This window comes from Streptomyces sp. NPDC127084 (assembly GCF_042724175.1).
Taxonomy (GTDB): domain Bacteria; phylum Actinomycetota; class Actinomycetes; order Streptomycetales; family Streptomycetaceae; genus Streptomyces.
The window spans coordinates 48,050-73,668 of sequence record NZ_JBHXFA010000005.1 but is presented as its reverse complement, the minus strand read 5'-3'; the positions used below and the strand labels follow the sequence as shown (position 1 = coordinate 73,668).

Annotated in this window: 18 protein-coding genes; 8 read left to right on the top strand and 10 right to left on the bottom strand. The window is 70.0% G+C overall.

The features are described from left to right. Positions 1-80 precede the first annotated feature (80 nt). From ACFWI9_RS02630 to ACFWI9_RS02615, 4 genes are all read right to left on the bottom strand, one after another. Positions 81-4,517, bottom strand: coding sequence for an Ig-like domain-containing protein (locus ACFWI9_RS02630; protein ID WP_387158537.1), 4,437 nt, complete (start codon positions 4,515-4,517; stop codon positions 81-83). A gap of 324 nt (positions 4,518-4,841) precedes the next feature. Continuing rightward, complete coding sequence (locus ACFWI9_RS02625; RefSeq protein WP_387158536.1) at positions 4,842-6,179, bottom strand: LCP family protein; 1,338 nt, start codon at positions 6,177-6,179, stop codon at positions 4,842-4,844. Between the two features lie 66 nt (positions 6,180-6,245). Continuing rightward, the gene (locus tag ACFWI9_RS02620; protein ID WP_387158534.1) at positions 6,246-7,769 is read right to left on the bottom strand and encodes a N,N-dimethylformamidase beta subunit family domain-containing protein; all 1,524 of its coding nucleotides are present in this window, start codon (positions 7,767-7,769) and stop codon (positions 6,246-6,248) included. A gap of 194 nt (positions 7,770-7,963) precedes the next feature. Continuing rightward, positions 7,964-8,617 carry a TOPRIM nucleotidyl transferase/hydrolase domain-containing protein gene (locus tag ACFWI9_RS02615; protein ID WP_387158532.1) on the bottom strand — a complete coding sequence of 218 codons (654 nt, stop codon included), beginning with the start codon at positions 8,615-8,617 and terminating at the stop codon, positions 7,964-7,966. Between the two features lie 240 nt (positions 8,618-8,857). Between ACFWI9_RS02615 and ACFWI9_RS02610 the strand changes: the two genes are divergently transcribed. Continuing rightward, a complete protein-coding gene (locus ACFWI9_RS02610; RefSeq protein ID WP_387158531.1) occupies positions 8,858-10,615 on the top strand; it encodes a protein kinase in 1,758 nt (585 codons plus the stop codon). A gap of 21 nt (positions 10,616-10,636) precedes the next feature. Here the strand turns inward: ACFWI9_RS02610 and ACFWI9_RS02605 are convergent, their stop codons facing one another. From ACFWI9_RS02605 to ACFWI9_RS02595, 3 genes are all read right to left on the bottom strand, one after another. Further along, on the bottom strand, positions 10,637-11,368 hold the full coding sequence (locus ACFWI9_RS02605; protein WP_387158529.1) for a PepSY domain-containing protein: 732 nt from the start codon (positions 11,366-11,368) through the stop codon (positions 10,637-10,639). Between the two features lie 265 nt (positions 11,369-11,633). Next, a complete protein-coding gene (locus ACFWI9_RS02600) occupies positions 11,634-12,377 on the bottom strand; it encodes a DUF2470 domain-containing protein (RefSeq protein ID WP_387158527.1) in 744 nt (247 codons plus the stop codon). Positions 12,378-12,487: 110 nt separating this feature from the next. Next, positions 12,488-14,938, bottom strand: coding sequence for a SpoIIE family protein phosphatase (locus ACFWI9_RS02595; protein ID WP_387158526.1), 2,451 nt, complete (start codon positions 14,936-14,938; stop codon positions 12,488-12,490). Positions 14,939-15,196: 258 nt separating this feature from the next. Here ACFWI9_RS02595 and ACFWI9_RS02590 point away from each other — a divergent pair, with 258 nt between their 5' ends. Then, positions 15,197-15,451, top strand: a complete 255-nt coding sequence (locus tag ACFWI9_RS02590) for an EF-hand domain-containing protein (protein ID WP_387158567.1) — start codon at positions 15,197-15,199, stop codon at positions 15,449-15,451. A 59-nt stretch (positions 15,452-15,510) separates the two neighbouring features. Here ACFWI9_RS02590 and ACFWI9_RS02585 read toward each other — a convergent pair whose 3' ends face one another. Then, positions 15,511-16,653, bottom strand: coding sequence for a PP2C family protein-serine/threonine phosphatase (locus ACFWI9_RS02585; RefSeq protein WP_387158565.1), 1,143 nt, complete (start codon positions 16,651-16,653; stop codon positions 15,511-15,513). 178 nt (positions 16,654-16,831) lie between these two features. Here ACFWI9_RS02585 and ACFWI9_RS02580 point away from each other — a divergent pair, with 178 nt between their 5' ends. Beyond that, entirely contained in the window at positions 16,832-17,332 is a 501-nt protein-coding gene (locus ACFWI9_RS02580) for a hypothetical protein (protein WP_387158525.1), read from the top strand. 79 nt (positions 17,333-17,411) lie between these two features. Here the strand turns inward: ACFWI9_RS02580 and ACFWI9_RS02575 are convergent, their stop codons facing one another. Then, a complete protein-coding gene (locus ACFWI9_RS02575; RefSeq protein WP_387158523.1) occupies positions 17,412-17,867 on the bottom strand; it encodes an Lrp/AsnC family transcriptional regulator in 456 nt (151 codons plus the stop codon). A 139-nt stretch (positions 17,868-18,006) separates the two neighbouring features. On the opposite strand from ACFWI9_RS02575, the gene ACFWI9_RS02570 reads away from it, so the two are divergent. The 5 genes from ACFWI9_RS02570 (at position 18,007) to ACFWI9_RS02550 (ending at position 24,870) form a co-directional block, all read left to right on the top strand. Beyond that, entirely contained in the window at positions 18,007-19,011 is a 1,005-nt protein-coding gene (locus tag ACFWI9_RS02570; RefSeq protein ID WP_387158521.1) for an asparaginase, read from the top strand. 136 nt (positions 19,012-19,147) lie between these two features. Continuing rightward, complete coding sequence (gene aspA / locus ACFWI9_RS02565) at positions 19,148-20,587, top strand: aspartate ammonia-lyase (protein ID WP_387158520.1); 1,440 nt, start codon at positions 19,148-19,150, stop codon at positions 20,585-20,587. A 98-nt stretch (positions 20,588-20,685) separates the two neighbouring features. Next, complete coding sequence (locus ACFWI9_RS02560) at positions 20,686-22,566, top strand: hypothetical protein (RefSeq protein ID WP_387158519.1); 1,881 nt, start codon at positions 20,686-20,688, stop codon at positions 22,564-22,566. Positions 22,567-22,715: 149 nt separating this feature from the next. Continuing rightward, positions 22,716-23,729, top strand: a complete 1,014-nt coding sequence (locus tag ACFWI9_RS02555; RefSeq protein WP_387158518.1) for an FUSC family protein — start codon at positions 22,716-22,718, stop codon at positions 23,727-23,729. A 133-nt stretch (positions 23,730-23,862) separates the two neighbouring features. Further along, the gene (locus tag ACFWI9_RS02550) at positions 23,863-24,870 is read left to right on the top strand and encodes a glutathione S-transferase family protein (RefSeq protein WP_387158563.1); all 1,008 of its coding nucleotides are present in this window, start codon (positions 23,863-23,865) and stop codon (positions 24,868-24,870) included. A 15-nt stretch (positions 24,871-24,885) separates the two neighbouring features. Here ACFWI9_RS02550 and ACFWI9_RS02545 read toward each other — a convergent pair whose 3' ends face one another. After that, positions 24,886-25,473: an exonuclease domain-containing protein gene (locus ACFWI9_RS02545; protein WP_387158517.1), complete on the bottom strand. Its 588-nt coding sequence runs from the start codon at positions 25,471-25,473 to the stop codon at positions 24,886-24,888. Positions 25,474-25,619: the final 146 nt, after the last annotated feature.

The window sequence follows — 25,619 nt, the reverse complement described above, 5'->3', positions numbered from 1 at the left end:
GCGCAAAACCCCCGTCCCGCGGGGCGGGCGGCCCCCCCCCTCGCGCCCCCCCAATCCGCTTCATGAACGTTTCCCGCAGATCACCCCACGCGAGGCCGCCCGTGTCCGGGCCGCCCGTGGTGAGGGCGACGCCATGGCTTGACCGTCACTGTGACGGGCGCACTCGTCGCGGTCGCGCCGCTCGAGTCGGTGGCGACGGCGACGAAGGTGTGCTCCCCGCGTGTGCCGGGGACGCGTCCGCTGCAGGTCCACTCGCCTGTGTCGTCCACGGTGGTTGTGCAGACCGCCTTCCGGCCTTCGACGACGGTGATCCCGTCCCCGGCCCCTCCCGTGCCGCCGAATACGACGGGGCAGCCGCCCCGTCCGGTCCCGCCTGCTCGTGGCCTGCCCGTGTCGCAGCCGGTCAGGACGGTGCCGTTGGCAGGGCGTGTGATCACCGGTGCGATGGGGACCGCCTTGATCCTGATGGTGACGGGCTCACCCTCGATGGTGTTTCCGGCGCTGTCGGTGACGGACGGGATGATGGTGTGCGGCCCGTTGAGCAGTGCGGTGGCGACGGTGCAGGTCCATTGTCCGCTCGGGGGGATCCTGGTGGTGCACAGGGTCCTTCCGGACTCGGTCAGCCTGACCGTGTCGCCCGGGTTTCCGGTGCCCCGGAAGGCCGGCGTACTGTCGGTCACGGTGGACCCGTTCGACGGGCTGGTGATCACCGGCCTGGTGTGCTCCTCAGCGGTCACCCGAGCGGTGCCGGTCGCGGTGACCGGGTCGCCAGCCGGCGGTGTCCCTGTCGCCCGGGCCGTGTTGTCGACGCCGCCCGCCGCCATGTCCGCCTCGGTGACGGTGTAGACCGCCGTGCAGACGGTCGAGCTCCCCGGCGCGAGTGGGTCCTGCGGACAAGTGACGGCCGGGTCCGGTCCTGAACCGGAGAACTCCGTCTCAGACACCCCCACCTCGGTCAAGGTCACATTGCCGGTGTTGGTCACCGTGTACGCGTAGTCCACACGCTGCCCCGCGGCCGTCACCATCCCCGGCGAAGCCGACTTCGTCACGGAGATGACGGGGTTGTGCTGCGCGGTGACGAGGAATACGGACTCGGCTGTGAGGGCCGGGCCGGTCGGTGGGGTCCCCGTGGCACGGGCCGCGTTGGTCACCGAGCCGGCGTCCACGTCCACCTGAGTGAGTGTGTACTCGGCGGTGCAGACGATCGAGTCGCCGGGCGGGACGGTGTTCTGCGGGCAGGTGATCCCAGGGGTGGGACCCGAGCCGCTGAACTCCGTCTCGGACACTCCTACTCCGGTCAGGGTCAGGTTTCCGGTGTTGGTCACCGTGTACGCGTAGGCCACACGCTGCCCCGCGGCCGTCACCGTCCCCGGCGAAGCCGATTTCGTGAACGAGAGGCCGGGTGTCCACGCGGCGGTCACGGTGACCTCGGATGCCGAGGTGACCTCTTCACCCTGCGTGGGTGTTCCCGTGGCCACCGCCGTGTTCGTCAACGACCCCGCATCCACGTCGGCTTGGGTAACGGAATAGTCTGCCCTACAGATGGTCGAGCTTCCTGGCGCGAGCGAGTCCTGCGGGGAGGTGATCTCCGGAGCCGGCGCCGAACCGGAGAAGTCCGTCTCCGACACCCCCACGCCCGTGAGTGGCACATTGCCGATGTTGGTCACCGTGAACGTGTAGTCCACCCGCTGCCCCGCGGCCGTCACGGTCTTCGGCGAAGCCGTCTTGGTCATCGAGACGGCCGGGTTCTCCTGGGGGGTGAAAAGCGCCGTGGACTGTTCGAAGACCGCAGCCCCGGTGGGCGGGCTTCCCGTGGCACGGGCCGTGTTGGTCACCGAGCCGGCGTCCACGTCCGCCTGAGTGAGCGTGTACTCGGCGCCGCAGGTCATCGAGGCCCCCGGGGCCAGCAAGGTGACCGGGCACGAGGGCACTGGCACCGGTCCGGTGCCGGAGAAGGAGACGTCGCTCAGTTCGATCCCGGACAGCGGGACGTTTCCGGTGTTGGTCACCAGATACGAGTACGTCAGGACAAGTCCGGCGCTGAAGTCGTCGCCATTCGCCGCCACGGCTTTCGTGAGGGTGATGGCGGGGCTCTGCTGAGCGGTGACGGAAGCGTTCGCCGTCGCGGTCACCGCGGCACCCGACGGAGGCGTCCCCGTCGCCACCGCCTCATTCGTCACCGACCCCGCATCCACGTCCCCCTGGGTGACGGTATAACCGGCCGTACAGACCATCGAACTGCCGGGTGCCAGCGCGTTCTGCGGACACGTGATCCCAGGAGCCGGTCCCGAGCCGGAGAACTCCGTCTCCGACACCCCCACCCCCGTCAAGGTCACATTGCCCGAGTTGGTCACCGTGAACGAGTAACCCACACTCTGCCCCGCAGCCGTCACCGTCCCCGGCGAAGCCACCTTCGACAGGGAAATCGCCGGGGAGGGCTCGGCGGTGACGACTGCCGTGGACCGGTTCGACTCGACCGCGCCTCCGCCGGGTGCGGTCGCGGCGGCGACGGCCGTGTTCGTGATCTGGCCGGCGTCCACGTCCGCCTGTGTGGCGGTGTACGTCGCTGTGCAGGTGTGCGAAGTGCCCGGGGCCAGGGGTGCGGCCGGGCACAGGATCTGCGGCTGGGGCCCCGTCCCGGAGAACGAGGTGTCACTGGCTCTGATGCCGGAGAGCGTTACATTGCCGGTGTTCGTCACCAGATAGGAGTAGGTCAGATCCTGGCCCGCTTCGAGTTCCTCTCCCGTCGCCGTCTTCACCAGGCCCAGTGCGGGGGCAGCCTGTGCCGTCACGGTGGCGTTCGCCGTCGCGGTCACGTCCGGGCCGGTGGGCGGGGTCCCCGTCGCGGTGGCGGTGTTGTCGATCCCGCCCTCGTCCACATCGTCCTGCGTCACGGTGTAGTTCGCCGCGCACGTCAGCGAAGCGCCCGGAGGGAGGGGGTCGCCAGGGCACGTCACGTCAGGAGCGGTTCCCGACCCTGAGAAGGCCGTCTCGTCCACGTGTACAGAGGTCAGCGTCACGTTCCCGGTGTTGGTGAGCACATGGGTGTACGTGACGACCTGGCCGGCAGCGGTGACGGACGTGGGAGCGGCCGTCTTGTCGATGGTCAGAGCCGGCGCCGCCGCCTTGGGGGTGTTGGTGAACGTGCAGACGACACGTGGGCTGCTGCCGCCCGGTTCGGTGGCCGGGAAGTTGAGCTGGAACGAGGTTCCGCTGCCGGAGGCGAGCTGGAGGTCGCCGGCGGCGGTGTCCACGCACTCGTAGGTCGTCGTGTAGTTGTCGAGGCTGCCGCCGGAGGCCGCCGACTCGCTGAGGGTGTAGGTCGTACCGGACACTCCCACGATCGGTCCGACGACGGCGGACTGCACGCCGGTCGTGCTGCCGGTGGTGGTGGCGGTGTTGCCCTGGGTGATACCGCCTCCGGTGACGGACAGCCCGAACTGGTCGTTCGACGTGGCCGAGGTCTGGAACCTGCCGGTGATGTCCTTCTGCAGGGTCAACGTGGGGTTGGTCGAGCAGGCTCCCAGGTCGACGGAGGCGAAGGTCACGTCGGACAGCACTTTCGCGGGCCCGATGGCCGTGCCGTTGTTGGGATTGATCGCCTGGAGGAAGGTGTTGGGCGAGGTACCCACGTACAGGACGTAGAGCCGACCGCTGCTGTCGAAGGCGATCCCGTTATAGGGATTGAACTGGGGGTTGTCGATGGTGGTCATCACCTCCGTCGGCAGTGGGACGCCGGAGGTGGATCCGGTGGTGGGCAGCGGGCCCCGCACCAAGCCGAGTGCCGCGTTGTTCTGGTTGTTGACCGATGCGACGATGATGAGGTTGCCAGCGGCGTCGAACGCGAAGTCGCCGTTCGACGCGCTCGTGCTGGTGACCGGCAGGTCGAAGGTGGCGATCACACCCGGGATGGGAGTGTGGGTCACGGTGTTGAAGCCGTAGAGCGTGACCTTGCCGGGTGCGGTGCCCACCCCGGCGGCGAAGACACCGTAGTAGTAGATCCCCGTGTCCGGGTTGATGGCTCCGGCCACCGTCGCGACTGATGCCGTGCCGATGCTGGTGCCCGGGTACTGGGTCCACGTATCGGAGACCGCGTCGTACCCGTGGATGGTGAGGGATGTCGGCGTGCCCGTACGGTTGGCCACATAGGCACCGGTGCCACCAGGCAGGATGCCGAGTGAGTTGGTGGCTCCTCCCTGGGGGATCCGGGACACGACCGTCGCCGTCACGCTCGCGCTCGGCCCTTCGAGCGTGCTTGCGTTCAGAGCGAGCAGCGTGCCCTGGCTCGAGGCACTGGAGCCACTCTGCAGGGCGTAGATCGTGCTGCCGGAGCAGTCGAGGAGCGGGGCGGCAGCCGCAGAGGCAGCCGTCCCGGATGCGGTCGCGACCGGCGCGGCGACCGGGCCGAGTACCAGAAGGGTTCCGAGCACAGCGGCCCAGCAGCGCCGGTGCCACTCCCCCGCACGTGGTTTCGCGAGCGGGCGGCCCACGAGGCCGGGAGGTCTTGGTACGAACATGCTGAACTCCCAGCATTGGTCCCGGAAATGTGCAATGACGGAAAACAGGCACACTCGGGGATCATGCAGTGCGCCGGGCTCCGAGGCGCTGTTCGAAACCGCGAACGGCCCGGACCACTTCCAACGGGCCACGCCGAGGATCTGAACGGCGGATGACTTGTGTGATCGGCGGGAGGTCTTGTGTATCCGAACCGCGCGTTGCCGTCGCCTCGGAAACGGCACCGGCGCCCGGTGCACTCCGCGCTCGCGGGCGTGCCACCGTCCGAGTGCACCCGGAGCCGTCGGCCGAAACGGGAGCCAGTCCGTCTCGTGTGAACGCGGACGTCAGTGGTGCACTGAGGGCACCGCGTTGGTGTGGTCGCCGCAGCGCAGGTGGTCTGCGGTGACGGGGGCGCCTTCCGCGACGTTGCGGTCGTAGGTGACCTTCCTGACGGCAACGGGCTCGGAGCCGACGGCGATGTCGAAGACGTCCTCGGTCCGCGGGTCCGCCTTGAGCTGTGCGCCGGGGACGGCTGCGGCCAGTGTGGCGGCGTCCGCTTCGTGCCCCGCCGGGTAGGTGATGACCGGGGGTCCTGCGGGACGTGCGGGCGGGGCTGACGCGGAGGTGTCCGTCACGACGAACTTGTTGCGGCGCAGCGCTGCGGCGACGGTGGCATCGTCGACCCGTACGTTGATTCCTGCGGGGTTCGTCTCCGCACGGGTGCGGGGGACGGGGAGGATACGAGTGTCGCCGGTGATGGGCCGGTCGGCGCTCAGTGCGTCCCACAGAGCTCGGGAGCGGGCCTTGTGCCACAGGAGCGTGGAGCCGACGCCGGCTACCCGGTGGTCGAAGTCGGAGATCGGTACGGTGGCGAACTCGGTCTGCCCGGGTGACAGTCTGCCGAGTGCCCAGCCGATGCGTACCAGGTCGGTCAGGCTCGTCCGTTCGTCCGTGCGTACGGACTTGAGAAGGGTCTGCGCCGTTCGCACGGTGCTCACCGGGTCGGCGAGAGCGCCCCGGACGGTCAGGTCTTTCAGCATCTCGGCGAGCAGGCGTTGCTGGCGGCGGACGCGGCCGAGGTCCCCCGGGCGGTTGATGTGCCGGGCCCGGGCGTAGCGCAGTGCGCCGTTGCCGTCGACGCGGTGTGTTCCGGCGGTGATGTCGAGGCCGGAGTTCTCGTCCTTGAGCGGCTTGTCGGTGCACACGGTCGCTCCGCCGAGGTTGTCGACCGTCTGCTCGAAACCGGTGAACCCGGTTTCGAGGTAGTGGTCGACGCGCAGACCGGTCGCCTTCTCGACGGTACGTACGGCAAGCGGACCCCTGCCGATCTTGAACGCACCGTTGATCTTGGCCCAGGGCCCCGGGTCGGTGGAACCGGCTGGGGTGGCGTACTGGACGTAGCTGTCCCTGGGGATGGACACGATGCCGGCGCGGCGTTCGTCCTCGGAGAGGTGTACGAGCATCATGACGTCGGTGCACTCACATCCCTTGCCACCGACGTGGAGTCGCCGCTTCTCGTCGGCGGACAGACCGGCGCGGCTGTCGATGCCCACGATCAGGATGTTCGTGCCGCGGCCGGCGGGCTGGACCGCACGCGCTGTGGTGGAGTCGGCCTGCTCCGGTAGGCAGGGCGCGGTGGCCAGGGAGGACAACAGGGCCAGCCCGACGGTGAGTCGCCGCATCGCACACCCCCGGAGGAGAGGTAAGGGAACAGTGCGACCGTAGCGGGACGTGGTCTCGCGGCGGTGTCACGGGACGATCGGCGCGCCGTTGGGGGTGTAGTGGTCACCCACGTTGTCCAATGCCGGCCTGGTACTGCCGACCGGTCCTCGGGCGAATGCCCGCAGGACGTTGGTTGTGACGGTGCGGGTGAAGTCGCCGGCACGGCCGTCGAGGCCGTGGTTCACCCCTTTGCTGCCCTGCCCGGTCGCCTTCAGTGCCTCGACCCAGCGCATGGTGCCTGTGGCGAAGAGACCGGCGCCGCTGCTCAGTGAGCAGTAGGCCATGTCGGCGTGCGAAGGGCGTCCTTTGCACACAACGGGTGAGTGGGCCAGGATCTCCAGTGGTCGGGGCGTGGGGCGTGCCGGGTTCACGCGGTCGAATTCGACACCGACGAGGTGGGGGAAGGAGTCACCCGCCCGGGTGCCGGTACCGTCGAGAAGCCAGTGGCCGGCGTGGGAGACGACGAGCGGGGCGTCTACGGGGTAGCCGTCGTAGAGCACCCCGAGCAGGGAACTCTCCGGTTCCGGCGACGGTTTGCGGCGGTAGTCGTTGGTGGGTGGCAGCCCGTGCCGGAATCCCGGGTCCTCGGCGTAGTCGTCCTTGTAGCAGACCACGAGCCGGTCCGGGCCGACGGCGGACGGCTCGAACCGGATGCGGCGGTAGCAGCAGTTGGCGCCGAGGACGGCCAGGTTCATTCCCCCGTCCCGAGCCGCGGTCACGTGTCGCCGCTGTTCAGGGGACCAGTATTCGTCGTGTCCGAGCGACAGCATGGCCACGGCGCCGTCGAGCAGCCGCGGCTCACGGGCGATGTCCACCCCGGTGGTGTATGCGAGCGGCAGACCCAGGCGTTCCGCCAGCGCGACGAGCGGCGCCTCGTAGACGAAGTACTGACCGGCGCCGTGCGCGTTGGCGTAGGGGCGGTCGAAGGACACCGCGAGTGAACGCGAACCCTTCTTGCCGTCGGCGCCCTTGTAGAGGTCGATGCCGCCCCATGTGTTGTAGGCCTGCCAGGTGGCGACCGAGTTGACGACCACCATCCGGCCCGCCGCCGACGAGGAGCGGATGGTCAGCGGCACATAGCGCTGCGCTTGTCCTTCGCCGGCGTCGAGCCGCAGCAGATAGCAGCCCTCCGGCCACCCAGAGGTGTCGATCTCCAGGGTGCGCCGCCAGTCGCAGTGCACGGTCCTCGTCGCGGTCTCGTTCGACGGCGGTGGCTGGGTTCTGCCCGGGAGTCGTGCGGAGCGCCAGACGAGACGGGCCAGTGTGCCTCCGTACCAGCCCATCCGGTAGGCCGAGACGGTGTACGAAGTGGCCGTGGTCGAGACGCGCAGCACGGCAGGCTGCCCGGCGGGGACGCTCGGGTGGTCGGCGAAACCCTCGATGGCGCGTGCCGGGCCGGGGTGGGCGATACGCCAGTCGGAGGCACCCGGCCGGAGGTTCTCCTCCCGCACGTCGAGTGTGTGCCGTCCGTCTTCGCGGGAGTAGGCGACCGCGGTGGGAGGCAGCCGGTCGCCTGGCGTCACAAGGACGGCGGCAGCGAGTCCCAGCATCCTTCTGCGCTCCGGGGACTGCGGGCTCGGCGACCCGGGTACTCCACCACCATGCTGAGCCATCGCGCTCCTCGGCCGCTCGGGCCTCCGTGCCCTCCCTTTTGTCGTAGGTGTAGTTGTAGTGCAGCGGCCTCCCCGTTCCCGGTAGCGGCCCTGTCCCGGCGCGCCCGGCGGTATCGGGGCGCGGGCCTGTGTCAGAGACGGGTGAGGAGGAGTTCCAGCGGCCTGGGTACCCGCCCGAGGTCCAGATGTGCGGCCAATGCCTGGGCGTAGAGCGCTTTGCGTCCGCTGTGCGTGCCCATGAACCGCCGCAACTGGTGCTCGACGGGGCGTGTCCGCTGGGCCGGCTGGCCCTGGAAGGTACGGAAGGGGCGGGTCTCGCCCTGGGCCTCGATCACGTGCCGCACGCCCTCGGCTCCGAGGGCGCGGATCAGTTCGTCCTCCAGGTCGGCGACGCAGACCGGGAACCCGAGTGCCTCCAGTCCGGAGAGGGTGAGACCGGACCCGATTCCGACCCGTTCGAGGTGGCGCCGGAAGTGCCGTTCCTCCCCGACGTCGCAGAGCCCGGCCAGAGGGAGGCCCAGCCCGGGAGGGCCGCAGACATCGAGGAAGCGCCCGATGTTCATGGCACCGCCGAGCGGTACGACCACGATGCCTTCCGCGTCGAGGTCGCGGCCGTGACGGGTGGCCAGTGTCTCGATCGCGGCCTGATCGCTGCTTCCCTCGACGAGCACGACCGTCCGTACGGCGCCGGCCAATTCCCTTGCCACCGCGGCAGCCGCACCCGCGTCCGCTCCGCCGGCCGCCCATGCGGCCAGGGCGTGGCGGAATCGTATCGACTCGTCCACCGAACCTCGCTTCCCCGGCGTTCATGCTGGCACGGCCGGGAGCACCCGCGCACATGGGTTTCGAGCCGCGGGGCGAATCAGAGTCGAGCAGAAATCATCAGATCACAAGATATTCCGGCATTGATCGCATAGATCGCACAGCGGGACGCTTGCTCCATTAGCGTATCCGGCGACCGGCCACCGGAATCAGCGGACGGCCGGGATGTCCGGGTGTCGGCAGGTCGGGAGGGGGGCGAACGCATGCGGGTACTCGCGCAGCGGTACGAGTTGGTGGAGGCAGTGGGCCGCGGCGGGATGGGGGAGGTCTGGAGCGCCACCGACCGGGAGCTGGCCCGTCGTGTCGCTGTGAAGGTGCTACCGCCGGAACTCACCCGTTACGAGGAGTTCCGCAACCGCTTCCGCCGCGAGGCCCGTACGGTCGCCTCGCTCAGTCACCGCGGTATCGCGGTGCTCCACGACGTGGGTGAGGATACCGAGAGCGGCGAGGATGGCGAGACCACACCGTTCCTGGTCATGGAGTTCATCGAGGGACGGACCCTGGCGCAGTTGCTCGCCGACGGCCCGTTCGCGGTCGAGCGCGCCCTCGCCGTCGTGCGGGACATCACCGATGCCCTCGCCCACAGCCATGGACGCGGGCTGGTCCACCGGGACATCAAACCGTCCAATGTGATGCTCAGCTCCGACGGCGACGTGAAGATCCTGGACTTCGGCATCGCCAAGGTCATCGCGGAGACCTCGACCCGGCTTACCGTGACCGGCATGGCCGTCGGGACTCCCGCGTATCTCTCGCCGGAGCAGTTGGAGGGCAGGCTGGTGGACGGGCGATCCGATGTGTACTCCACCGGATGCCTGCTCTACGAACTCCTCACCGGACGGCCCCCGTTCATCGGTGACTCACCCTTCGCGGTGATGAACCAGCACCTGAGCAAGGAGCCACTCAGCCCGTCGCTGCTGCGTCCGCAGATTCCTGCGGAAGTGGACGCTGTGGTGATGCGGGCACTGGCCAAGGGTTATGAGCAGCGGTATGCCAGTGCGGCCGAGATGCGGCTGGCACTGACCGAGGCACTGGAGCGCCGTCCCTCGCCGGTCCGTACACCGGCCGCCAATACCGTGGGGACGGAGGCGGCTCAAGCCGAAGCCCAGGCGCAGGCACCCACGCGGACGGCTGTCCCGATGGCCCGGGTGTCACCGGATGCCGCGGTTCCGGAGCCACCGGCATACGCGCCGGACGCCGCGAGCACGGCTGCCGGCGCCGAGCCGCCGAAGGCCGGTGTGACGCCGCCGGCCGCGGCTGCGGACACGGTCGCGCCGGGTGTTCCACCGTCAGCCCGCAAGCGCCGGTGGCCTGTCCCCTATGACCGTGCGGTCGCGGTGGTCGGCATCCTCGCGTCCGGACTGGCGGCGTTCGGCATCGGTGGAGGCCCGTTCGTGGTGGCGTGGGCGGCCGCCGGCGTGCTCGGTCTCGGTGTGTGCCGCTGGCTGCCGATGACCTCCGCCCTGCTGTGGTGGGGCGCGGGAGCGCTGGTCTTCGCGGGGAACGAAGCCGGTGTCCGCGGCGAGGGATACGACTACACCTCCGTCTCGGAGTCGGACTTCGACAGCACCCTCTACTCCTACAACCCGGATGACGGCTCGTACACGGAGCTTCCCGAGGATTCCTGGGGTGACAGTGTCTTCGAGAAGAACTACGACGACACCTACAGCTCCGCGTCGGGTGAGACGAGCTACTACTACGACGAGTACACAAGCCATGAGGCTCTGGGCTTCCCCGCGCTGGTGCTCGCGGCGCTCTGCCTGGCCAGGGCGCTGCATCCGCGACACCGCTCGGTACTCGGGGCGGTCTGCGGGGTCACCCTGGCCGGACTCGGCATCAGTTGGCTGGCCTTCGACGCGGCCCCGCAGACCGCGGTGTACGCGGTCGTGTGGGGCCTGGCCTCGGTGGCGTCGTCGGTGATCGAGGTGCGGCATCGCCGTGCGCTGCGGGCGGGCGGCGGCTGAGCCGCCGCCCGGCGTCGCGGCTCAGCCCTGATCGTCGTTGCCGCCGGTCTCCTCGTTGTCCTTCTCGACCTGGTGGACCTGCGCACGCCGGACCTCGCCGTTGGTGGCGTCGATGTCGACGTTCGCGAAACTCCAGGTGTTCTGGTCGACGAGGTCGACCGACCAGACAGGGGTGTTGTCGTCGCTGTCCAGATGGACGTCGGTGACGGTGCCCTGCTGCTTCCCGGTCGCTGTCTTCACGGCCTGCTCCGCGGTGACCTCGGCCTTGGCCAGCATCGCGGCGACCGCGCGCTTGTCGTCGGCGTCCTGGTCGGTCTCCGGTTCGGACTGGAGCACCCGGCCCGACACCGCGTCCACCAGGACCCGGTGCACGGTGCCGTCCTTGGTCGCTACTTCGGCAGCCCACTCGGGGCTGCCGGGACTCGGCGCGGGACTGACGGTGCTGCCCCTCTGGAAGCGGGTCAGGTCGATCTCGATCAGTTCGCTGCCGGAGACCTCACCGACCGCGGTGCCGGCCGCCTTGTCCCAGGTGATCTTGGCCGCCGGCAGCAGAGCCTTGAGTTCGGCCAGGTCACCGCTGTCCTCTGAGGTGTCCCCAGGGCTGGGCGAGCTGCTGCCGCCGGTGGTCGGCGCTGCCGCCGAGCCTTTTGTCCCCTCGTCACCGCTGCACGCGGTGACGAGGAGGGCGGTGCAGACGAGGGCGCAGGCGGGGAGCGCGGCGCGCAGGCGAAGCGTTGATGGCGTTACGTTCATGTCGCCACGCGTAACCACCTGTTCCGCCGGACAGACCGGCCGTCCCGAACATCACCCGATCGTGTAGGGCGGATCTCTCCGTATCGTGGGCTGGTTCACCACGGTCCGCTGCCGCGGGCGCGTTCGTGCGCCCCGGCCGACACCGTTCCCCGTTGCCGTCACACCGTCAGGACGCGGGGCGCACACGGGTTCCCCGCGATCACGGCAACCTGGTCATACGGCACCCCGGTTCCCGGCAGGCGTGATCGGGCGGTCGGCGTGCCGGTCACGGGTGCCCGGCACGGGGGCCGTGTGCGGGGTGGTGGAGGCGACTGTGGCGGATGCGGGTGAGCAGCAACTCGACCTGCTCGCAGATCCCCGCGGGGTCGCACACGGGCTCAGGGAAGGCGACCCGGGCGTCCTGGTGCCCGCAGCGGTACTCGTAGCGCAGGGTGAGCCCGTGGCGGTCCAGGGCGAGTGGGCGGATCCGCAGGGCGCCGCGCGGCGGTCGCGGATCGGCGAGCCGGCTGAGCTCGGTGACGACATCACGGTGACCGTGGTCGAGGTGGCACAGCAGCGCCGCCTCCTGGACCGCCAGGGGGTCGGCCTGGGCCAGTACCAACTCGTCGAGTCCGACCACATCGGCGCCCGTGCCCGTCTCGATGGTGGCACGAGCCGTGTCGAGCCGGAGCACGAGGACTTCGGGGGACGACTGGATGTCGGCGGGGGTGAGCCAGCCCGAAAGCGTGACCCTGGCCCGAACCCGCTCGCGGACGGCGACCGGCGAGATGTCCGTGAACTGCGCGAGACCGGCGAGCACGCCACGCGGCGCGCTCACCGCCTCGGCGGCGAGGCGACTGTCAGCGGGAGCGTGCAGCCGCAATCGCCCCTTGTCGTCGACGGTGTGCATGGCCGTCAGCTCGTAGAGGGTGCCGCCGGTCGTGAGCGTCAGGGAACCGGACGCGAGCACGACCGAACGGATGCGCTCCGCGGCGGTGGGCTCGTCCACACGGACATCTGCGAGGGCCATGGTCACTCCTTAGGTTAGGCTTACCTAACATAGCAGCTCGCATGGTCCCGGGGAACGCCGATCACCCGTACGGGTGGGCCCTTCCATACGGGTCCGCGCTTCGTACGCGATCAGAAGAGAGCGGCGCTACCCGTCCGGGAAGGCAGCTCCTGCTCGGTCCACACCGTCTTGCCCTCCCGGGCGTGCCGGGTGCCCCAGCGCGCGGTCAACTGGGCGACGAGCATCAGTCCACGGCCGCCCTCGTCGGTGCTGCGCGCACGGCGAAGATGCGGTGAGGTGCTGCTGGGGTCGGAGACCTCGCAGATGAGCCGGTGGAGGTGGATCAAGCGCAGGGTGACCGGACCACCGGCGTAGCGATAGGCGTTGGTCACGAGCTCGCTGACGATCAGCTCGGTCGTGAAGATCATCTCCTCGAGGCCCCATTCGGCGAGCTGCTGCTCCGTGAGCCCACGCGCCCTGGCCGGTGCGGTGGGTTCCGCGGGCAGCACCCAGGTGGCGACACGACCGGGCTCCAGCGTCCGGGTCCTCGCCAGGAGCAGCGCCACGTCGTCGGCGGGCCGTACGGGCAACAGCGCATCGACCACCGCCTGGCAGGTCTCCTCCAGCGGCTCGGGCGGCCCCGAGAGCACGTCGCAGAGCCTGGCGAGCCCCGCGTCCACGTCATGCTGAGTGCCCTCGATCAGCCCGTTGGTGTACAACGCCAGGGTGCTGTCCTCGGGCAGCTCCAGATCCACGGACTCGAACGGCAGGCCGCCGAGCCCCAGTGGCGGACCGGTCGGGAGTTCCGGCAGACTCGCCTGTCCGTCCGGGGTGAGCAGCACCGGAGGCGGATGGCCCGCGCGGGCCAGTGTGCAGATCCTCGAAACCGGGTTGTAGACGGCGTAGAGGCAGGTGGCGCCGACCACCTGTTCACTGGGGGCCCCCTGCCCCCAGGCCTCGTGTTCCACGGCCAGGCGGGTGACGAGGTCGTCAAGGTGGGAGAGGACCTCGTCGGGTTCGAGGTCGAGATCGGCGAGTGTGTGTACCGCGGTACGCATCCGGCCCATCGTGGCGGCGGCGTTGATGCCATGGCCGACCACATCGCCGACGACCAGTGCCACCCGGGCTCCGGACAGGGGAATCACGTCGAACCAGTCCCCTCCGACCCCGGTCGCCCCACCGGCCGGGAGATAGCGGTGCGCGACGGCGACCGCCGGGTGCTGCGGGAACTCCCCCGGCAGCAGCCGGCGTTGCAGGGCAAGCGCCGTGCGGTGCTGCTGGGTGTAGCGGCGGGCGTTGTCGATGGAGACGGCGGCGAGCGCGGCGAACTCGCTCGCGAGCGTGAGGTCGTCCTCCTCGAACGGCTCCGTCACCGCGTAACGCCACAAGCACACCAGGCCCAGGACCAGACCACGGGCGGTCAGCGGGACGACCATCAGGGAGTGGGCGCCCAGCTTGCGGGCATGTGCCGCCTGCTCCGGGTCGAGGCCCGACGCGGGCGCCTCGGGGTCGAACTCGGCGACCAGTATGGGACGGCGGGTGAGCAGGGCTCTCGTCTGGGGCGCGTCGAGCGGGAAGGTCCTGAGCGTGCCCACCGGGTACATCACCCGCTCCGGGTTCGGCGCGGTCGACTTCAGCGCCGATCTGACCAGGAGGCCCTCTCCCCCGGGCAGGGGTTCCTCGCCGAGGTCGACGGCCTGGAGGAGATCGACGGTCACACAGTCGGCCAGCCCAGGCACCGCCGCTTCGACCAGCTCGCGTGCGGTCGTCTCCACATCGAGGGTGGTGCCGATCTTCTTGCTGGCCCGGTTGAGCATCGCCAGTCTGCGCCGCGCCCGGTGCCGGTCGGTGACGTCCTCCACGAGCAGTGCCACACCCATCGCACCGCCGGACGCGTCGTCCAGTCGGAACGCGGAGGCCGAGACGTACCGCTCCCCGGCCTCGCCTCGCAGCCGGCCCGGCTGCTCGGTGAAGATCATCGGGGCCCCGGTCTCCAGCACCTGCCGCAACCGCGCCTCGATCGTCTCCGCGTCCTCACGTACCAGGAAGTCGCCGATGCGATGGCCGCGTGCCTGATCTGGGGTGATCCCGCCGATGCCGGCGATCGCGCGGTTGATTCTGAGGATGGTCAGCGACGGATCGTGGATGGTCAGACCGATCGGCGACTGCCGGAAGAGACCGTCCATCACCCGCCGGTCGAGCTCCCACTGGGCCACCTCCTGGGCGGGGGCACCGACCAGAAACCACTCGTCGGCACCGGCGCTGCGGGTCAGCCGTCTGACGCGCAGACCGAAGTACTGCCGAGCGCCTTGCCGGTCCCGTACCGGGAGGAACCCGAACCAGCCGTTGTCCGCGCGGCATGCCGCGACGGCCTCCCGTACGAGGTCGCGGTCCTGTGGATCGACCAGGAGGTCTGCGGCTCGCCGGCCGTAGACCTCCTCGGCCGGGTATCCGAGCAGTGCTTGGGCCCGGGCACTCCAGCCGGTCAGCAATCCCCGGTCATCCAGCACCACAGAGGCGGCGCGACCCATGGAGAACGGGTCCTCCGGACTCTCGCTGATCAGGGGCACGGATCCGGTCATCACTCTCATGCTCCACCGGGTCCGTTGGATATGCATGCGGAATGCGATCTTTCCCCCAGGGCCGCATGCTGGTGCCGAGGGGGCGGGATGGGCGTGCCCGATGGCGGGCCGGGGGTGTGCATGACGGGGCGGGTGGCGGATGTGCCATGAGGTGGGCCCGAGCTGTGCCCGATGGAACCCGGGTGGCCCGCGAGGCGTCTGTCATCGTGAGCGGGTGGGCCGGTCCGCCCATCGGGTGAGAGGAATCGGGACGACGTGGTGAGCGACAAGGCCCGCAAACTGTTCGGGGCGCTGGATCTCGATGCGAACGGAACCCTGACCCGCGAAGAGGTGATCACCGCGCTGCGGACAAAGGGTCCGCAACTCGCCGCGTCAGGTGATCTGCCGTTCTGGGGGTTGGGCGACGCGGACTCGTCATCGGCGCTGTTCGACGCGGCCGACCAGAACGGAGACGCGGTACTGACCCTGGAGGAGTTCGCCGCGGTGGTGGACCGCCGTTTCGGCTGGGGCTGACCGGACGGAGGCACAACCCGCTGCCGTGACCCGCACGGCCGCAGCTGCACACCCAGCGGTCACAGCCCACGGCCCCCGTCCGCCGTCTGCTCCGCCGCGTCCTCAGAGGACCGCAGCGCGAGGGCCGCGACGTCGTCGCTGAGCCGTCCGCCGCTGTAGCGCACCAGATCCCGGTGCAGCCGGTCGAGCAGTTCACGGGGCCGCATCGGCTCCTGCCGGCGCAGCCAGTCCGTCAGCGGAAAGAACTCGCCTGCCCGGTCGCGGGTCTCCGTCACGCCATCCGTGTAGAGCAGCAGTTGGTCGCCCGGCGAGAAGGCGGCCGTGTCGATGACGTAGTGGTCGCCGATGAGCGGTGCGAGGTTGAGCGGCGGCGACGGCTGGCTGGGCTCCAGCACGTGCACCTCCCTGTCACGGACCAGCAGCGGAGGCGGGTGACCGCAGTTGAGCAGCCTCATCAGGTGACCGGTGGGCGGGATCTCGGCGATGATCGCGGTGGCGAAGCGCTCGGGGAGGTCCTGACCGGGAAAGGCGGCACTGTAGCGGCAGATGCTGGTCTCCAGCCGGTGGATGATGCCGGTCACATCGGGCTCGTCGTAGGCGGCCTCTCTGAAGCAGCTGATCACCGCGGATGCCGCCCCCACCGCGGACAGCCCTTTTCCCCGTACGTCGCCGATGAGCAGCCGGATGCCGTACGGCGTGTCCGCCGCTTCGTAGAAGTCGCCACCGATACGGGCCTGCTCCTGTGCGGCCAGATACAGCGACTCGATCTCGACGCCCTCGATGCGGCACGGTACGGGGCGCAACAGCACCTTCTGGGCGGCGTCGGCGACGAGCCGGATATGGAAGAGGACCTCCTCGCGCTGGCGCCGGACATGACTCGCATACGCAGCCGCGAGGGTGACCAGCACGATCGCGGCCGAGGTGTACTGGGTGCCCAGGTCTGCGTAGAAGAAGCTGAGCGAGATCATGATCAGGAGGCAGCCCGCGCCCAGGAGCAGGGTGGGGATCACGGGCCACATCGCGGCGGCGAGTGCGGGTGCGACGGGCAGCAGCCGACTGAGAGCGATCTCCCTCGGGGTGGAGAACGCGAAGGCGGCGATGACGACGGTCAGAGCCAGCGGTGACAGCCGAGCGGCTTGCCAGCGGCCGGCGTAAGAGGGGCGGCGGCCTCGCAGCGGTCCGGGCGCTATCACATAAGGCATCATATCGTCGTTGATCGAGTCATAAAGGTTCATAGGCTCGCGGTTGCCATCATGACGGGACGGGCTCCGCTCGACGGTGCCTCGGCGCGTCTGCGGCACCGCACCCCTCGGGGGCGGTATGGGTGGGCGGACGGGCCGCGCGGGACCGATGCGGCGAGACGAGAGCGGGGCTTGGGTCATGGCGATGGTCGGGCTGTTCTGGGTCACGGCGGACGCGGTGTACGTGGGCTCTCCGCCGGCCGCCGACGGGGGCTGTGTCCGGCTGACCGCCGCGGGCCTGGATGCCGTGGGCCCCGACGACTCCCGGAGCTGGTCGTGGGAGGAGCTGCGCTCCGCGGTCGTCGCCGACGTTCCCGTCGAGGGCTCGTCGGGGCGGGCCGCGAAGCTACTCGGCTCGGTGGCGGCGGCCGCGGTCGGCGCGTTCCTCGGCGAGGGCCCGCGCGCGATGGTGCTGCGGCTGGAGACGCGGCACGGACCGGTGGAGGTGACCGTGCACGCGGCCGCTGCCGGAGGCTACGGCGCCGACGAGGCGGCGCTCTCACAGGACCTGCTCGCCCGCTTCGTGGCCGGAACCGCGGATCCGGGCGTCGTCGCGGCGTGGGGCCGTGAACACGCCTCGAACGGCACACCGAAGACGGCCGAGCGTGCCGCGCTGCTGCGTTCGTGGGCACAGGGGTGAGTCCGGAGCCGAGTCCGGGAGCACCCCGGCCGCGCGCGGGTGTCCGCGGGGTACGGATCGGGCGCGCGAAGGCAACCGGTCAGCCGCCCACCGGCAGGCCCGTCGGCTCCTTGATCCGCTTCATGATGATCTGCGAGTTGACCTCGGTGACGCCCGACAGCGCGGTCAGTTCCTCGATCCACAGGCGCTCGTACGCACGCAGATCCGCCACGGCGATGCGCAGCAGGCAACCGGGGCTGCCGAACAGCCGATAGGCCTCGATGACATCGGGGATGTCATCGAGCGCCGCCTCGAACGCCTCGACCGCCTCGCGGTCGCGCTTCACCTCGATGGAGACAAGCACCTCGAAGCTGCGCCCCACCGCCTCGGGATCGATGATCGCCCGATAGCCCCGGATCACTCCCTCCTGTTCCAGCTGGCGGACGCGCCGCATACAGGGGGAAGGGGTCAGACCGACCCGCTGCGCCAGTTCCTGGTTGCTCAGCCGACCGTCGCTCTGGAGCTCACGCAAGATTGCGCGATCAATCTCATCCATGACGCAATTGTCCACTACCGATGGGGCCGACTGAGCGGAAATTGGCAATCGATATGCGCCTATTCCCTTCTACCATTGCGCTATCCAGCGGGCGGACAACCCTCCGGAACCAAGGACCTCAGGGACAGGAGCCCACAGAGTGCGCAGGATCGTCGTCATCAGCACCGGCGGGACGATAGCCAGCCGTCGGCAGGGGCCCGGGTTCGCCGCGGACGCCCGGGGGCACGAGGTCATGGCGACCGCCCCGATGCCCGATGGCGTGTCCGTCGATGTGGTCGAACTCTTCCGGGTCAACAGTCCGCGTCTCACCACCGCCCATCAGCTCACACTGCTCCACACCGTGCACGAAGTGCTCTCCGACCCCGGCGTGGACGGCGTCGTCGTCACACACGGCACCGACACCCTGGAGGAGTCGGCGTTCCTGGTCGATCTGCACCATGACGATCCGCGCCCCGTGGTCTTCACCGGTGCGCAAATTCCCCTCGGGGCGGCGAACGGGGACGGACCGGGCAACCTCCACGACGCACTGGTGGCCGCCGCTACCCTGCGCGGGCTGGGTGTACTTGTCGTCTTCGCCGGCAAGGTCCACGCCGCTCGCGGCACAGTGAAGACAGAGACCCTGGCCGCCGACGCCTTCGCCGACCCGAGCGGCGCGCCGCTGGGCACCATGGGCTTCGGCCGGGCCTCCATCGAACGTCACCCCGAGCGCCCGGCCGCACTGGGCCTGCCCGCCCTCCCCGGCATCCCGCCGCGCGTCGACATGGTGCTGCACCACGCCGGCGCCGACACAGTACTGTTCGACGCGGCCGTGGACGCGGGCGCCAAGGGGATCGTCCTGGTCGCCACCGGTGCCGGCAATGCCACCCCCGACTTCGCCCAAGCCGTCGAATCGGCCACGTCCCGTGGCGTGCTCGTCGCTCTGACCACGCGGGTGGCGGCCGGTCCCGTCACCGAGATCTACACCCAGGGAGGCGCGGTCGACCTCGTCGCCGCCGGAGCCGTGCCGACCGGGACACTGCGCGCCGGTCAGGCCCGCATCGCCGTCCTGAGCGCGCTGCTCGCCGGCACGGACCGTACGGGACGGGACCGGGTACTGCGTCATGTGCTCGCCGAGCGGCGCACCAGTGCCGTCACCCCGGCATAGGCGGGCAGGCGCGGACAGCCCGGCGACCCCACAGCCCCGCAACAGACGGCCCCACAGGCCGGCAACCCGGCGCGGACGAACCCGCACCCCCGAATACATCCCGTCGTCCCCATCGCCTTTCTGGAGCCCTCAGCCCATGGCCGCGCCCGCCAGTCCCCCGTTCCGCACCGAGCACGACCTGCTGGGTGACCGCGATATCCCCCACGACGCCTACTACGGTGTGCACACCCTTCGGGCGGTGGAGAACTTCCCCATCACCGGCACCCCCATCTCGTGCTACCCGGACCTGGTCACCGCGCTCGCCTGCGTCAAGCAGGCCGCGGCCCAGGCGAACCGTGATCTCGGTCTGCTGACGGCGCCGCGCGCGGACGCGATCATCGCCGCCTGCGAGGAGATCCGCTCCGGGAAACTCCACGACCAGTTCGTGGTCGATGTGATCCAGGGCGGCGCGGGCACGTCGACCAACATGAACGCCAACGAGGTCATCGCCAACCGCGCACTGGAACTCCTCGGCGAGCAGAAGGGCCACTACGCGGCCTTGCACCCCCTGGAGCATGTCAACGCGGGGCAGAGCACCAACGACGTCTACCCGACCGCGGTGAAGATCGCTCTCGACTTCGCCGCCCAGCGTCTGCTGGATGCCATGCTCCGGCTGCGTACCGCATTCGCCGCGAAGGCCGACGAGTTCGCGGACGTGCTCAAGATGGGCCGTACACAGCTCCAGGACGCGGTGCCCATGACCCTGGGCCAGGAGTTCGCCACCTACGCCGTCATGCTCGACGAGGACCGTCAGCGCCTCACCGAGGCGCGGGCTCTGATCCGTGAGATCAACCTCGGTGGCACCGCCATCGGGACCGGGCTCAACGCCCACCCCCGGTACGCGGAGCTGGCCTGCCGCCATGTACGGGACCTCACCGGACTTCCGCTGGCCGTCGCCGCCGACCTTGTGGAAGCGACCCAGGACGCCGGGGCTTTCGTCCAGCTGTCGGGTGTGCTGAAGCGGATCGCCGTCAAGCTCTCCAAGACCTGCAACGACCTTCGGCTGCTCTCCTGCGGCCCGCGCGCGGGTCTCGCCGAGATCAACCTGCCGCCGGTGCAGGCGGGTTCCAGCATCATGCCGGGCAAGGTGAACCCGGTCATACCGGAGGTGGTCAACCAGATCGCCTTCGAAGTCATCGGCAACGACATGGCGGTGACCATGGCCGCCGAGGCGGGACAGCTCCAACTCAACGCCTTCGAACCACTGATCGCGCACAGCCTGCTGAAGAGCCTGACCCATCTGACGGCGGGTTGTGTGACCCTCGCCGAGCGTTGTGTCTCGGGCATCACAGCCAACCGCGAGCACCTCGCACACCTCGTCGGCCGCTCCATCGGTCTCGCGACCGCGCTGAATCCGCACATCGGCTACGAGCAGGCCACCGCTGTCGCACAGGAGGCCCTCGTCAGCGGCCGCAGCGTCCAGGATCTCGTGCTCGAGAGGAAGCTGCTGACGAAGGAGGAGCTCCAGCGCATCCTGCGACCCGCCAGCCTCGCCCGGCCACACGCACCCGGCTTGGAGTCCGGTCAACTTCACTGACGTGATTGACTGTTGGGGGCTGAGACAGCAGCCGCGCCGGGCAGCGACAGCCGCACACCGGCACCAGCACCGCCCGGACCGGAGAGGACCTGACATCGGTGACGCCGACCCTCAGCCCGCCGGACCACTGGACAGCGGACGAGCAGCACATGTGGCGGCAGTACCGCCGCGGTGAGTGGTGCGACGCCACCGAGGTCGGCGCAGCGGCGGTGCGGTCACTGCTGCTCACCGCCCCTGCTCCGGAGACCGGTCAGACAGCGAGGCTCCATCTGCGGGGTGCCAGGATCACCGGGGAGCTCGACCTGGCCGATGTCGGCGTCGGCGTGCCTGTCCGCATGCACCGATGCGGCTTCGAGAGCCCGCTGGTCCTGCGTGGGGCGCGCCTGGACGCCGTCGTACTCATCGACTGTGACCTGCCCGGCCTCGCGGCGAGCGGCGCGGCGACCGCTCGGGAGGCGAAGTTCGTCGACTGCCGGGTGACCGGCACCCTCGACCTGCGCTCCTTCACCGTCGGTGCCTGGCTCAGCCTCGACGGGTCCAGGCTCGAGGCCCTCCCGGGCCGCCCCGCACTGGACGCCCAGTCACTGAGTGTGGAGCAGGGGATGTCCGCCAGCGGGCTGCACTGCGAAGGCGCCGTGGATCTGGGCAGCGCGAACATCCAGGAGTACCTGGGCTTCCGCGCCGCACGACTGCTCGGCCCGGAGGCCCGGCTGCGCGCGCCCGAACTCGTCGTCGGGGGAAGCCTCCATCTCGACCGGGGCTTCGTCAACGAGGGCCCGATCAACCTCTACCGCGCGTCCATCGGCGGCTCGTTGCACATCGAGGAGGCGACACTGACGGGCAGGGGCACCGGCCGCGGCCAATCCGCGCTGGGGCTGGTGTGCGCGACCGTGGACGGCAACCTGCAGGGCGGCGAAGGTGTACGGGTGAGCGGCTGCATCGACCTGCGCGACACTCACATCCGGGGCACGGTCAACCTGGACGGCGCCCGGTTGAACCATCGCGACGGCCCCGCGATCCGGGGCTTCCGCATCCAGGTCGAAGGGGACCTCCACGCGCGGCGCGGTTTTGCCGCGGTGGGGGCACTGGAGTTCTCCGGCGCCAGGATCGGTGGTTCGCTGCTGCTGGAGGGTGCCGAGCTCACCGGGCACGACGGCATAGCGCTCCGGGCACGCAACCTGGTGGTGGGGGCACGCGTCGAATGCCGGGACATCACCGCGCGGGGCAGTGTGTGGCTCAGCAGCGGTGCCGTGGCGAGCGGGATCTCCTTCAGCGGGGCGGCGATCTCCGCCGGCCGGAACGGGGACGCGTTGATACTACGGCGCGTCACCGCGCCGGAACTGTCGTTGCGAATGCGTGCGGCACCGACCGGTTGCGTCCATATGAGCTTCGCCAAGTTCGGCGTCCTGTGGGACGACGGGGCCACCTGGCCCGGCGCGCTGGTGCTGGACGGACTGCAGTACGACGCGCTGCCCGGCCAGGTCTCCGCCGCCGATCGCCTCTCCTGGCTGGCGAAGGACCCCGCGGGCTTCGTACCGCAGCCGTACGAGCAGCTCGCCGCCCACTACCAGCGCGTCGGTCGCGACGCCGACGCCCGGACCGTACTGCTCGCCAAGCACCGCAGGCTGCGCGCCACCCTGCCCGCACCGCAGCGGTTCTGGGGGCTGCTCCAGGACCTGGTGATCGGCTACGGATACCTGCCCCGGCGTGCGGTGTGGCTGCTCCTGCTTCTGCTGGCCCTGGGGTCGGGAGTGTTCTCGGCGCACCATCCGAAACCGGTCGGCGACGGACCGTACCCCGTGTTCAACGCACCGCTGTACACACTCGACCTGCTGATACCCCTCACGGACCTGGGCCAGGACCGCTTCTACGCGGCGGATGGCCCGTACCAGTGGCTCGCCTTCCTGCTCATCTGCGCGGGCTGGCTCCTGGCCACCGTCGCCGCCACCTCCGCCAACCGGGTGCTGCGCCGCAACTGAGGCCGCCGAACCGCGGCACGGGCGGTCGGGGGATGACGGCGCGGCACCCCCGGTCATCAGGCAACGCCCTCGACCATGGACTCCTCCGCATCCGCGGCGCGGGCAGGCTCGGACGTCCGACGAGGCGCAGGCATTGACGAGGAGTGGGCGTGCCGGTTTCGCATACACAGCTGACGGCAGTCGTCCGCGCCGTCGCCGTCGTGACCCCGCTGGCCCTCGGGCTGGGCGCCTGGGGCACCGACCGGATGTCCTGGGGCGCCGCCTGCTCCTTCGGTGCGTACCTGGTCCTGGCGGCGTTCCCCTCGCTGGGCGAGCACCCGCGCTGCACGGTGATGCTCTGGGGTTGCCTCTACCTGAGCGCTGCGGCAGCCGCCGGAGCCGCCGCGGCCCGTGAACCGCTGGCGCTCGTCGCCGGTGCCATCCTGCTCGCGGGGCTCCAGGGGATGTTCGAGACGGCAGGGGGGCCGCTGCGGATGATCGCGGCCATGGCGGCCTTGTCCTTCCTGCTCGCCGGTGTGAACCTGGCCAGCGGCGTGCCGTGGTGGGAGTACGCGGCGGCGTTCGCCGTCGGCACGCTCTGGCAGACCGCCGTCACGGCGGCGACCGGCCCTGCCACCGGCCCCGCGGCACGTCAGGCCGTACGGCTGCGGCGCCGAGGTCTTCCGTTCGCGGGGCTGCTGGCGGTGATCGGCGCGGTGGGCACGGCGACGGCATGGTTCATCCCGCTGTCGCACTCGGTGTGGCTGACGACGTCCGCCCTGCGGGTGGCGAAGCCGCAGCCCGAGGAGTTCCGCCTCCGCGTACGTGCCCGCCTGCAGGGCACGATCAGCGGCGGGGTCCTCGCCGCGGTGCTGCTCACCCCCGTGCTGCCGAATCCGCTGCTGGTGGCCGGCGTCGCGGTCGCCGTCTTCGCGATGCAGTTGGTCGGACCCTCCCGCTACGGCTGGTGGACGCTGTGCCTCACCGTCGTCTCGCTGTTCTTCGGGATGCAGCACGGCACACGCGACTGGGAACTCGCGGCCACGAGGATCGGCCTCACCATCGGCGGGGCGGCTCTCGCGGTCCTCGCCTACGTCGTCTTCGCCTCCGTCGTCGTCGAGGGGTGGCTGCGCGCCCGGGGGGAGCGCAGCAGTGCCCGGCCGAGCCGGTCCGCGCGCCCGTAGCCGTCAGGGGTCGGACGATGTCCCATCCCACACCAGACCATGCTCCCCACACGGGACCCGCGGTAGATCCCTTGAATGCGCCGTACATATTTTCATTCCGCTGCCCACGGGGTACGGCTCCGTTGTGACCTATGTGAGCCCCGGCGGCGAGTACGCACGCGACAGCAGGTACCTCACCACCCGGATCACCGCTGATGGAAGCGACGGCTTCCCGGTGGAGCCGGGCAGGTACCGCCTGGTGGTCAGCCGCGCTTGTCCGTGGGCGAGCCGGGCGGTGATCGTACGGCGACTGCTCGGGCTCGAACATGCGCTGCCGATGGGCATCGCCGGTCCCACCCACGACGAGCGCAGTTGGACGTTCGACCTCGACCCGGGCGGGCGCGATCCGGTGCTCGGTATCGAACGGCTTCAGGAGGCCTACTTCGCCCGCGACCCCAGGTACGACCGGGGCATCACGGTTCCCGCGATCATCGACGTACCGACGGGCCAGGTGGTGACGAACGACTTCCCGCAGATCACCATCGACATGTCGGTGGAGTGGGAGCCGTATCACCGAGTGGGGGCGCCGCTCCTCTATCCGCCGGCGCTGCGCGCGGAGATCGACGCGGTGAACGACGTGGTGTACAAGGACGTGAACAACGGCGTCTACCGGGCGGGCTTCGCCGGTTCGCAGGAGTCGTACGCGAAGGCCTACCGGCGTCTCTTCGACCGGCTCGACTGGCTCTCGGAGCGGCTTGAAGGGTCCCGCTACCTTGTGGGCGACACGATCACCGAAGCGGATGTGCGGCTGTTCACCACACTGGTGCGCTTCGACGCCGTCTACCACGGCCACTTCAAGTGCAACCGGCTGAAGCTGGCGGAGATGCCGGTGCTCTGGGCGTACGCGCGGGACCTGTTCCAGACGCCGGGCTTCGGCGACACGGTGGACTTCGACCACATCAAGCGGCACTACTACCTGGTGCATCGGGACATCAACCCGACCGGGATCGTGCCGGTGGGACCGGACTTGGGGAACTGGCTCGCGCCGCACGAGCGCGCGTCGCTGGGCGGGCACCCGTTCGGGGCGGGCACAGCGCCCGAGCCGGTCGCGCAGGAAGAGGCGGTCCCGGCCGACCACACCCCCCTGAGGACCGCCCCGTAGCCCCCGGTTCCGGCGTCAGCGGGTGGAACGGGGCCAGGCGTCCCGGGCGGCCAGATCGAGGATCAGAGCGGCGATGTTCCAGGCGTCGTCCTCGCCACGGTGGTGGCGTCCCTCCAGCGGCAGTCCGGCAACGTGGAGCGCCCTGGCCATCCCAGGGCGCTTGCGCAGCCGGTAGGCCTCGGCGAAGACCGCCTTGGCGTTGGTGTGATGGCGTCCGAACGGGTACGGGACGGCGCCGGCGCTGCACTGCCTGGTGAACTGGTGGCGGTCGTAGTCACCCCAGCTTGCCCAGGGGCGGGCTCCCGACTGGTGTTCCCCGGCGAGAAGTCGGCATGCTTCGGCGAAATCCACCCCGGTGTCCACCTCTTCCTGGGTGAGGCCGGTCAGTTCGGTGCAGAAGGGGCTGACGGCGGACCGCGCGGGCCTGACGAGAATGCGGTGACGCGCCACCCGTTCACCTTCGCCGAGGTCGACCACCGTCAGTCCGATCTCGATGATCTCGCTGACCGCCCCTGACGGCGGCTCACCATCCCCGCATGTGGCCTCGACATCCACAACGTTCAGCAGTGGCCGTTCTGTTCCTTGCGTGCTTCTGGCATCCATACCGCTGACGGTACGGACGCGGTCCGCCCTTCGTCATCGCGTTTTCTCCGGAGGGCGCAGACCCTGAGCGCTCCGCTTGCCGGAACGCTGTCCGCCGTAGCGCTCGTGACGGTCACCGCCGACGAATGCCGGATGCGGCAACCCCA

What these genes read in the sequence shown, in the direction of transcription:
- ACFWI9_RS02545 (WP_387158517.1), bottom strand. Translation starts at nt 25,473, where the DNA reads ATGGATGCCAGAAGCACGCAAGGAACAGAACGGCCACTGCTGAACGTT.
- ACFWI9_RS02630 (WP_387158537.1), bottom strand. Translation starts at nt 4,517, where the DNA reads ATGTTCGTACCAAGACCTCCCGGCCTCGTGGGCCGCCCGCTCGCGAAA.
- ACFWI9_RS02595 (WP_387158526.1), bottom strand. Translation starts at nt 14,938, where the DNA reads ATGACCGGATCCGTGCCCCTGATCAGCGAGAGTCCGGAGGACCCGTTC.
- ACFWI9_RS02575 (WP_387158523.1), bottom strand. Translation starts at nt 17,867, where the DNA reads ATGGATGAGATTGATCGCGCAATCTTGCGTGAGCTCCAGAGCGACGGT.
- ACFWI9_RS02580 (WP_387158525.1), top strand. Translation starts at nt 16,832, where the DNA reads ATGGCGATGGTCGGGCTGTTCTGGGTCACGGCGGACGCGGTGTACGTG.
- ACFWI9_RS02605 (WP_387158529.1), bottom strand. Translation starts at nt 11,368, where the DNA reads ATGAACGTAACGCCATCAACGCTTCGCCTGCGCGCCGCGCTCCCCGCC.
- ACFWI9_RS02610 (WP_387158531.1), top strand. Translation starts at nt 8,858, where the DNA reads ATGCGGGTACTCGCGCAGCGGTACGAGTTGGTGGAGGCAGTGGGCCGC.
- ACFWI9_RS02625 (WP_387158536.1), bottom strand. Translation starts at nt 6,179, where the DNA reads ATGCGGCGACTCACCGTCGGGCTGGCCCTGTTGTCCTCCCTGGCCACC.
- ACFWI9_RS02585 (WP_387158565.1), bottom strand. Translation starts at nt 16,653, where the DNA reads ATGCCTTATGTGATAGCGCCCGGACCGCTGCGAGGCCGCCGCCCCTCT.
- aspA (WP_387158520.1), top strand. Translation starts at nt 19,148, where the DNA reads ATGGCCGCGCCCGCCAGTCCCCCGTTCCGCACCGAGCACGACCTGCTG.
- ACFWI9_RS02620 (WP_387158534.1), bottom strand. Translation starts at nt 7,769, where the DNA reads ATGCTGGGACTCGCTGCCGCCGTCCTTGTGACGCCAGGCGACCGGCTG.
- ACFWI9_RS02600 (WP_387158527.1), bottom strand. Translation starts at nt 12,377, where the DNA reads ATGGCCCTCGCAGATGTCCGTGTGGACGAGCCCACCGCCGCGGAGCGC.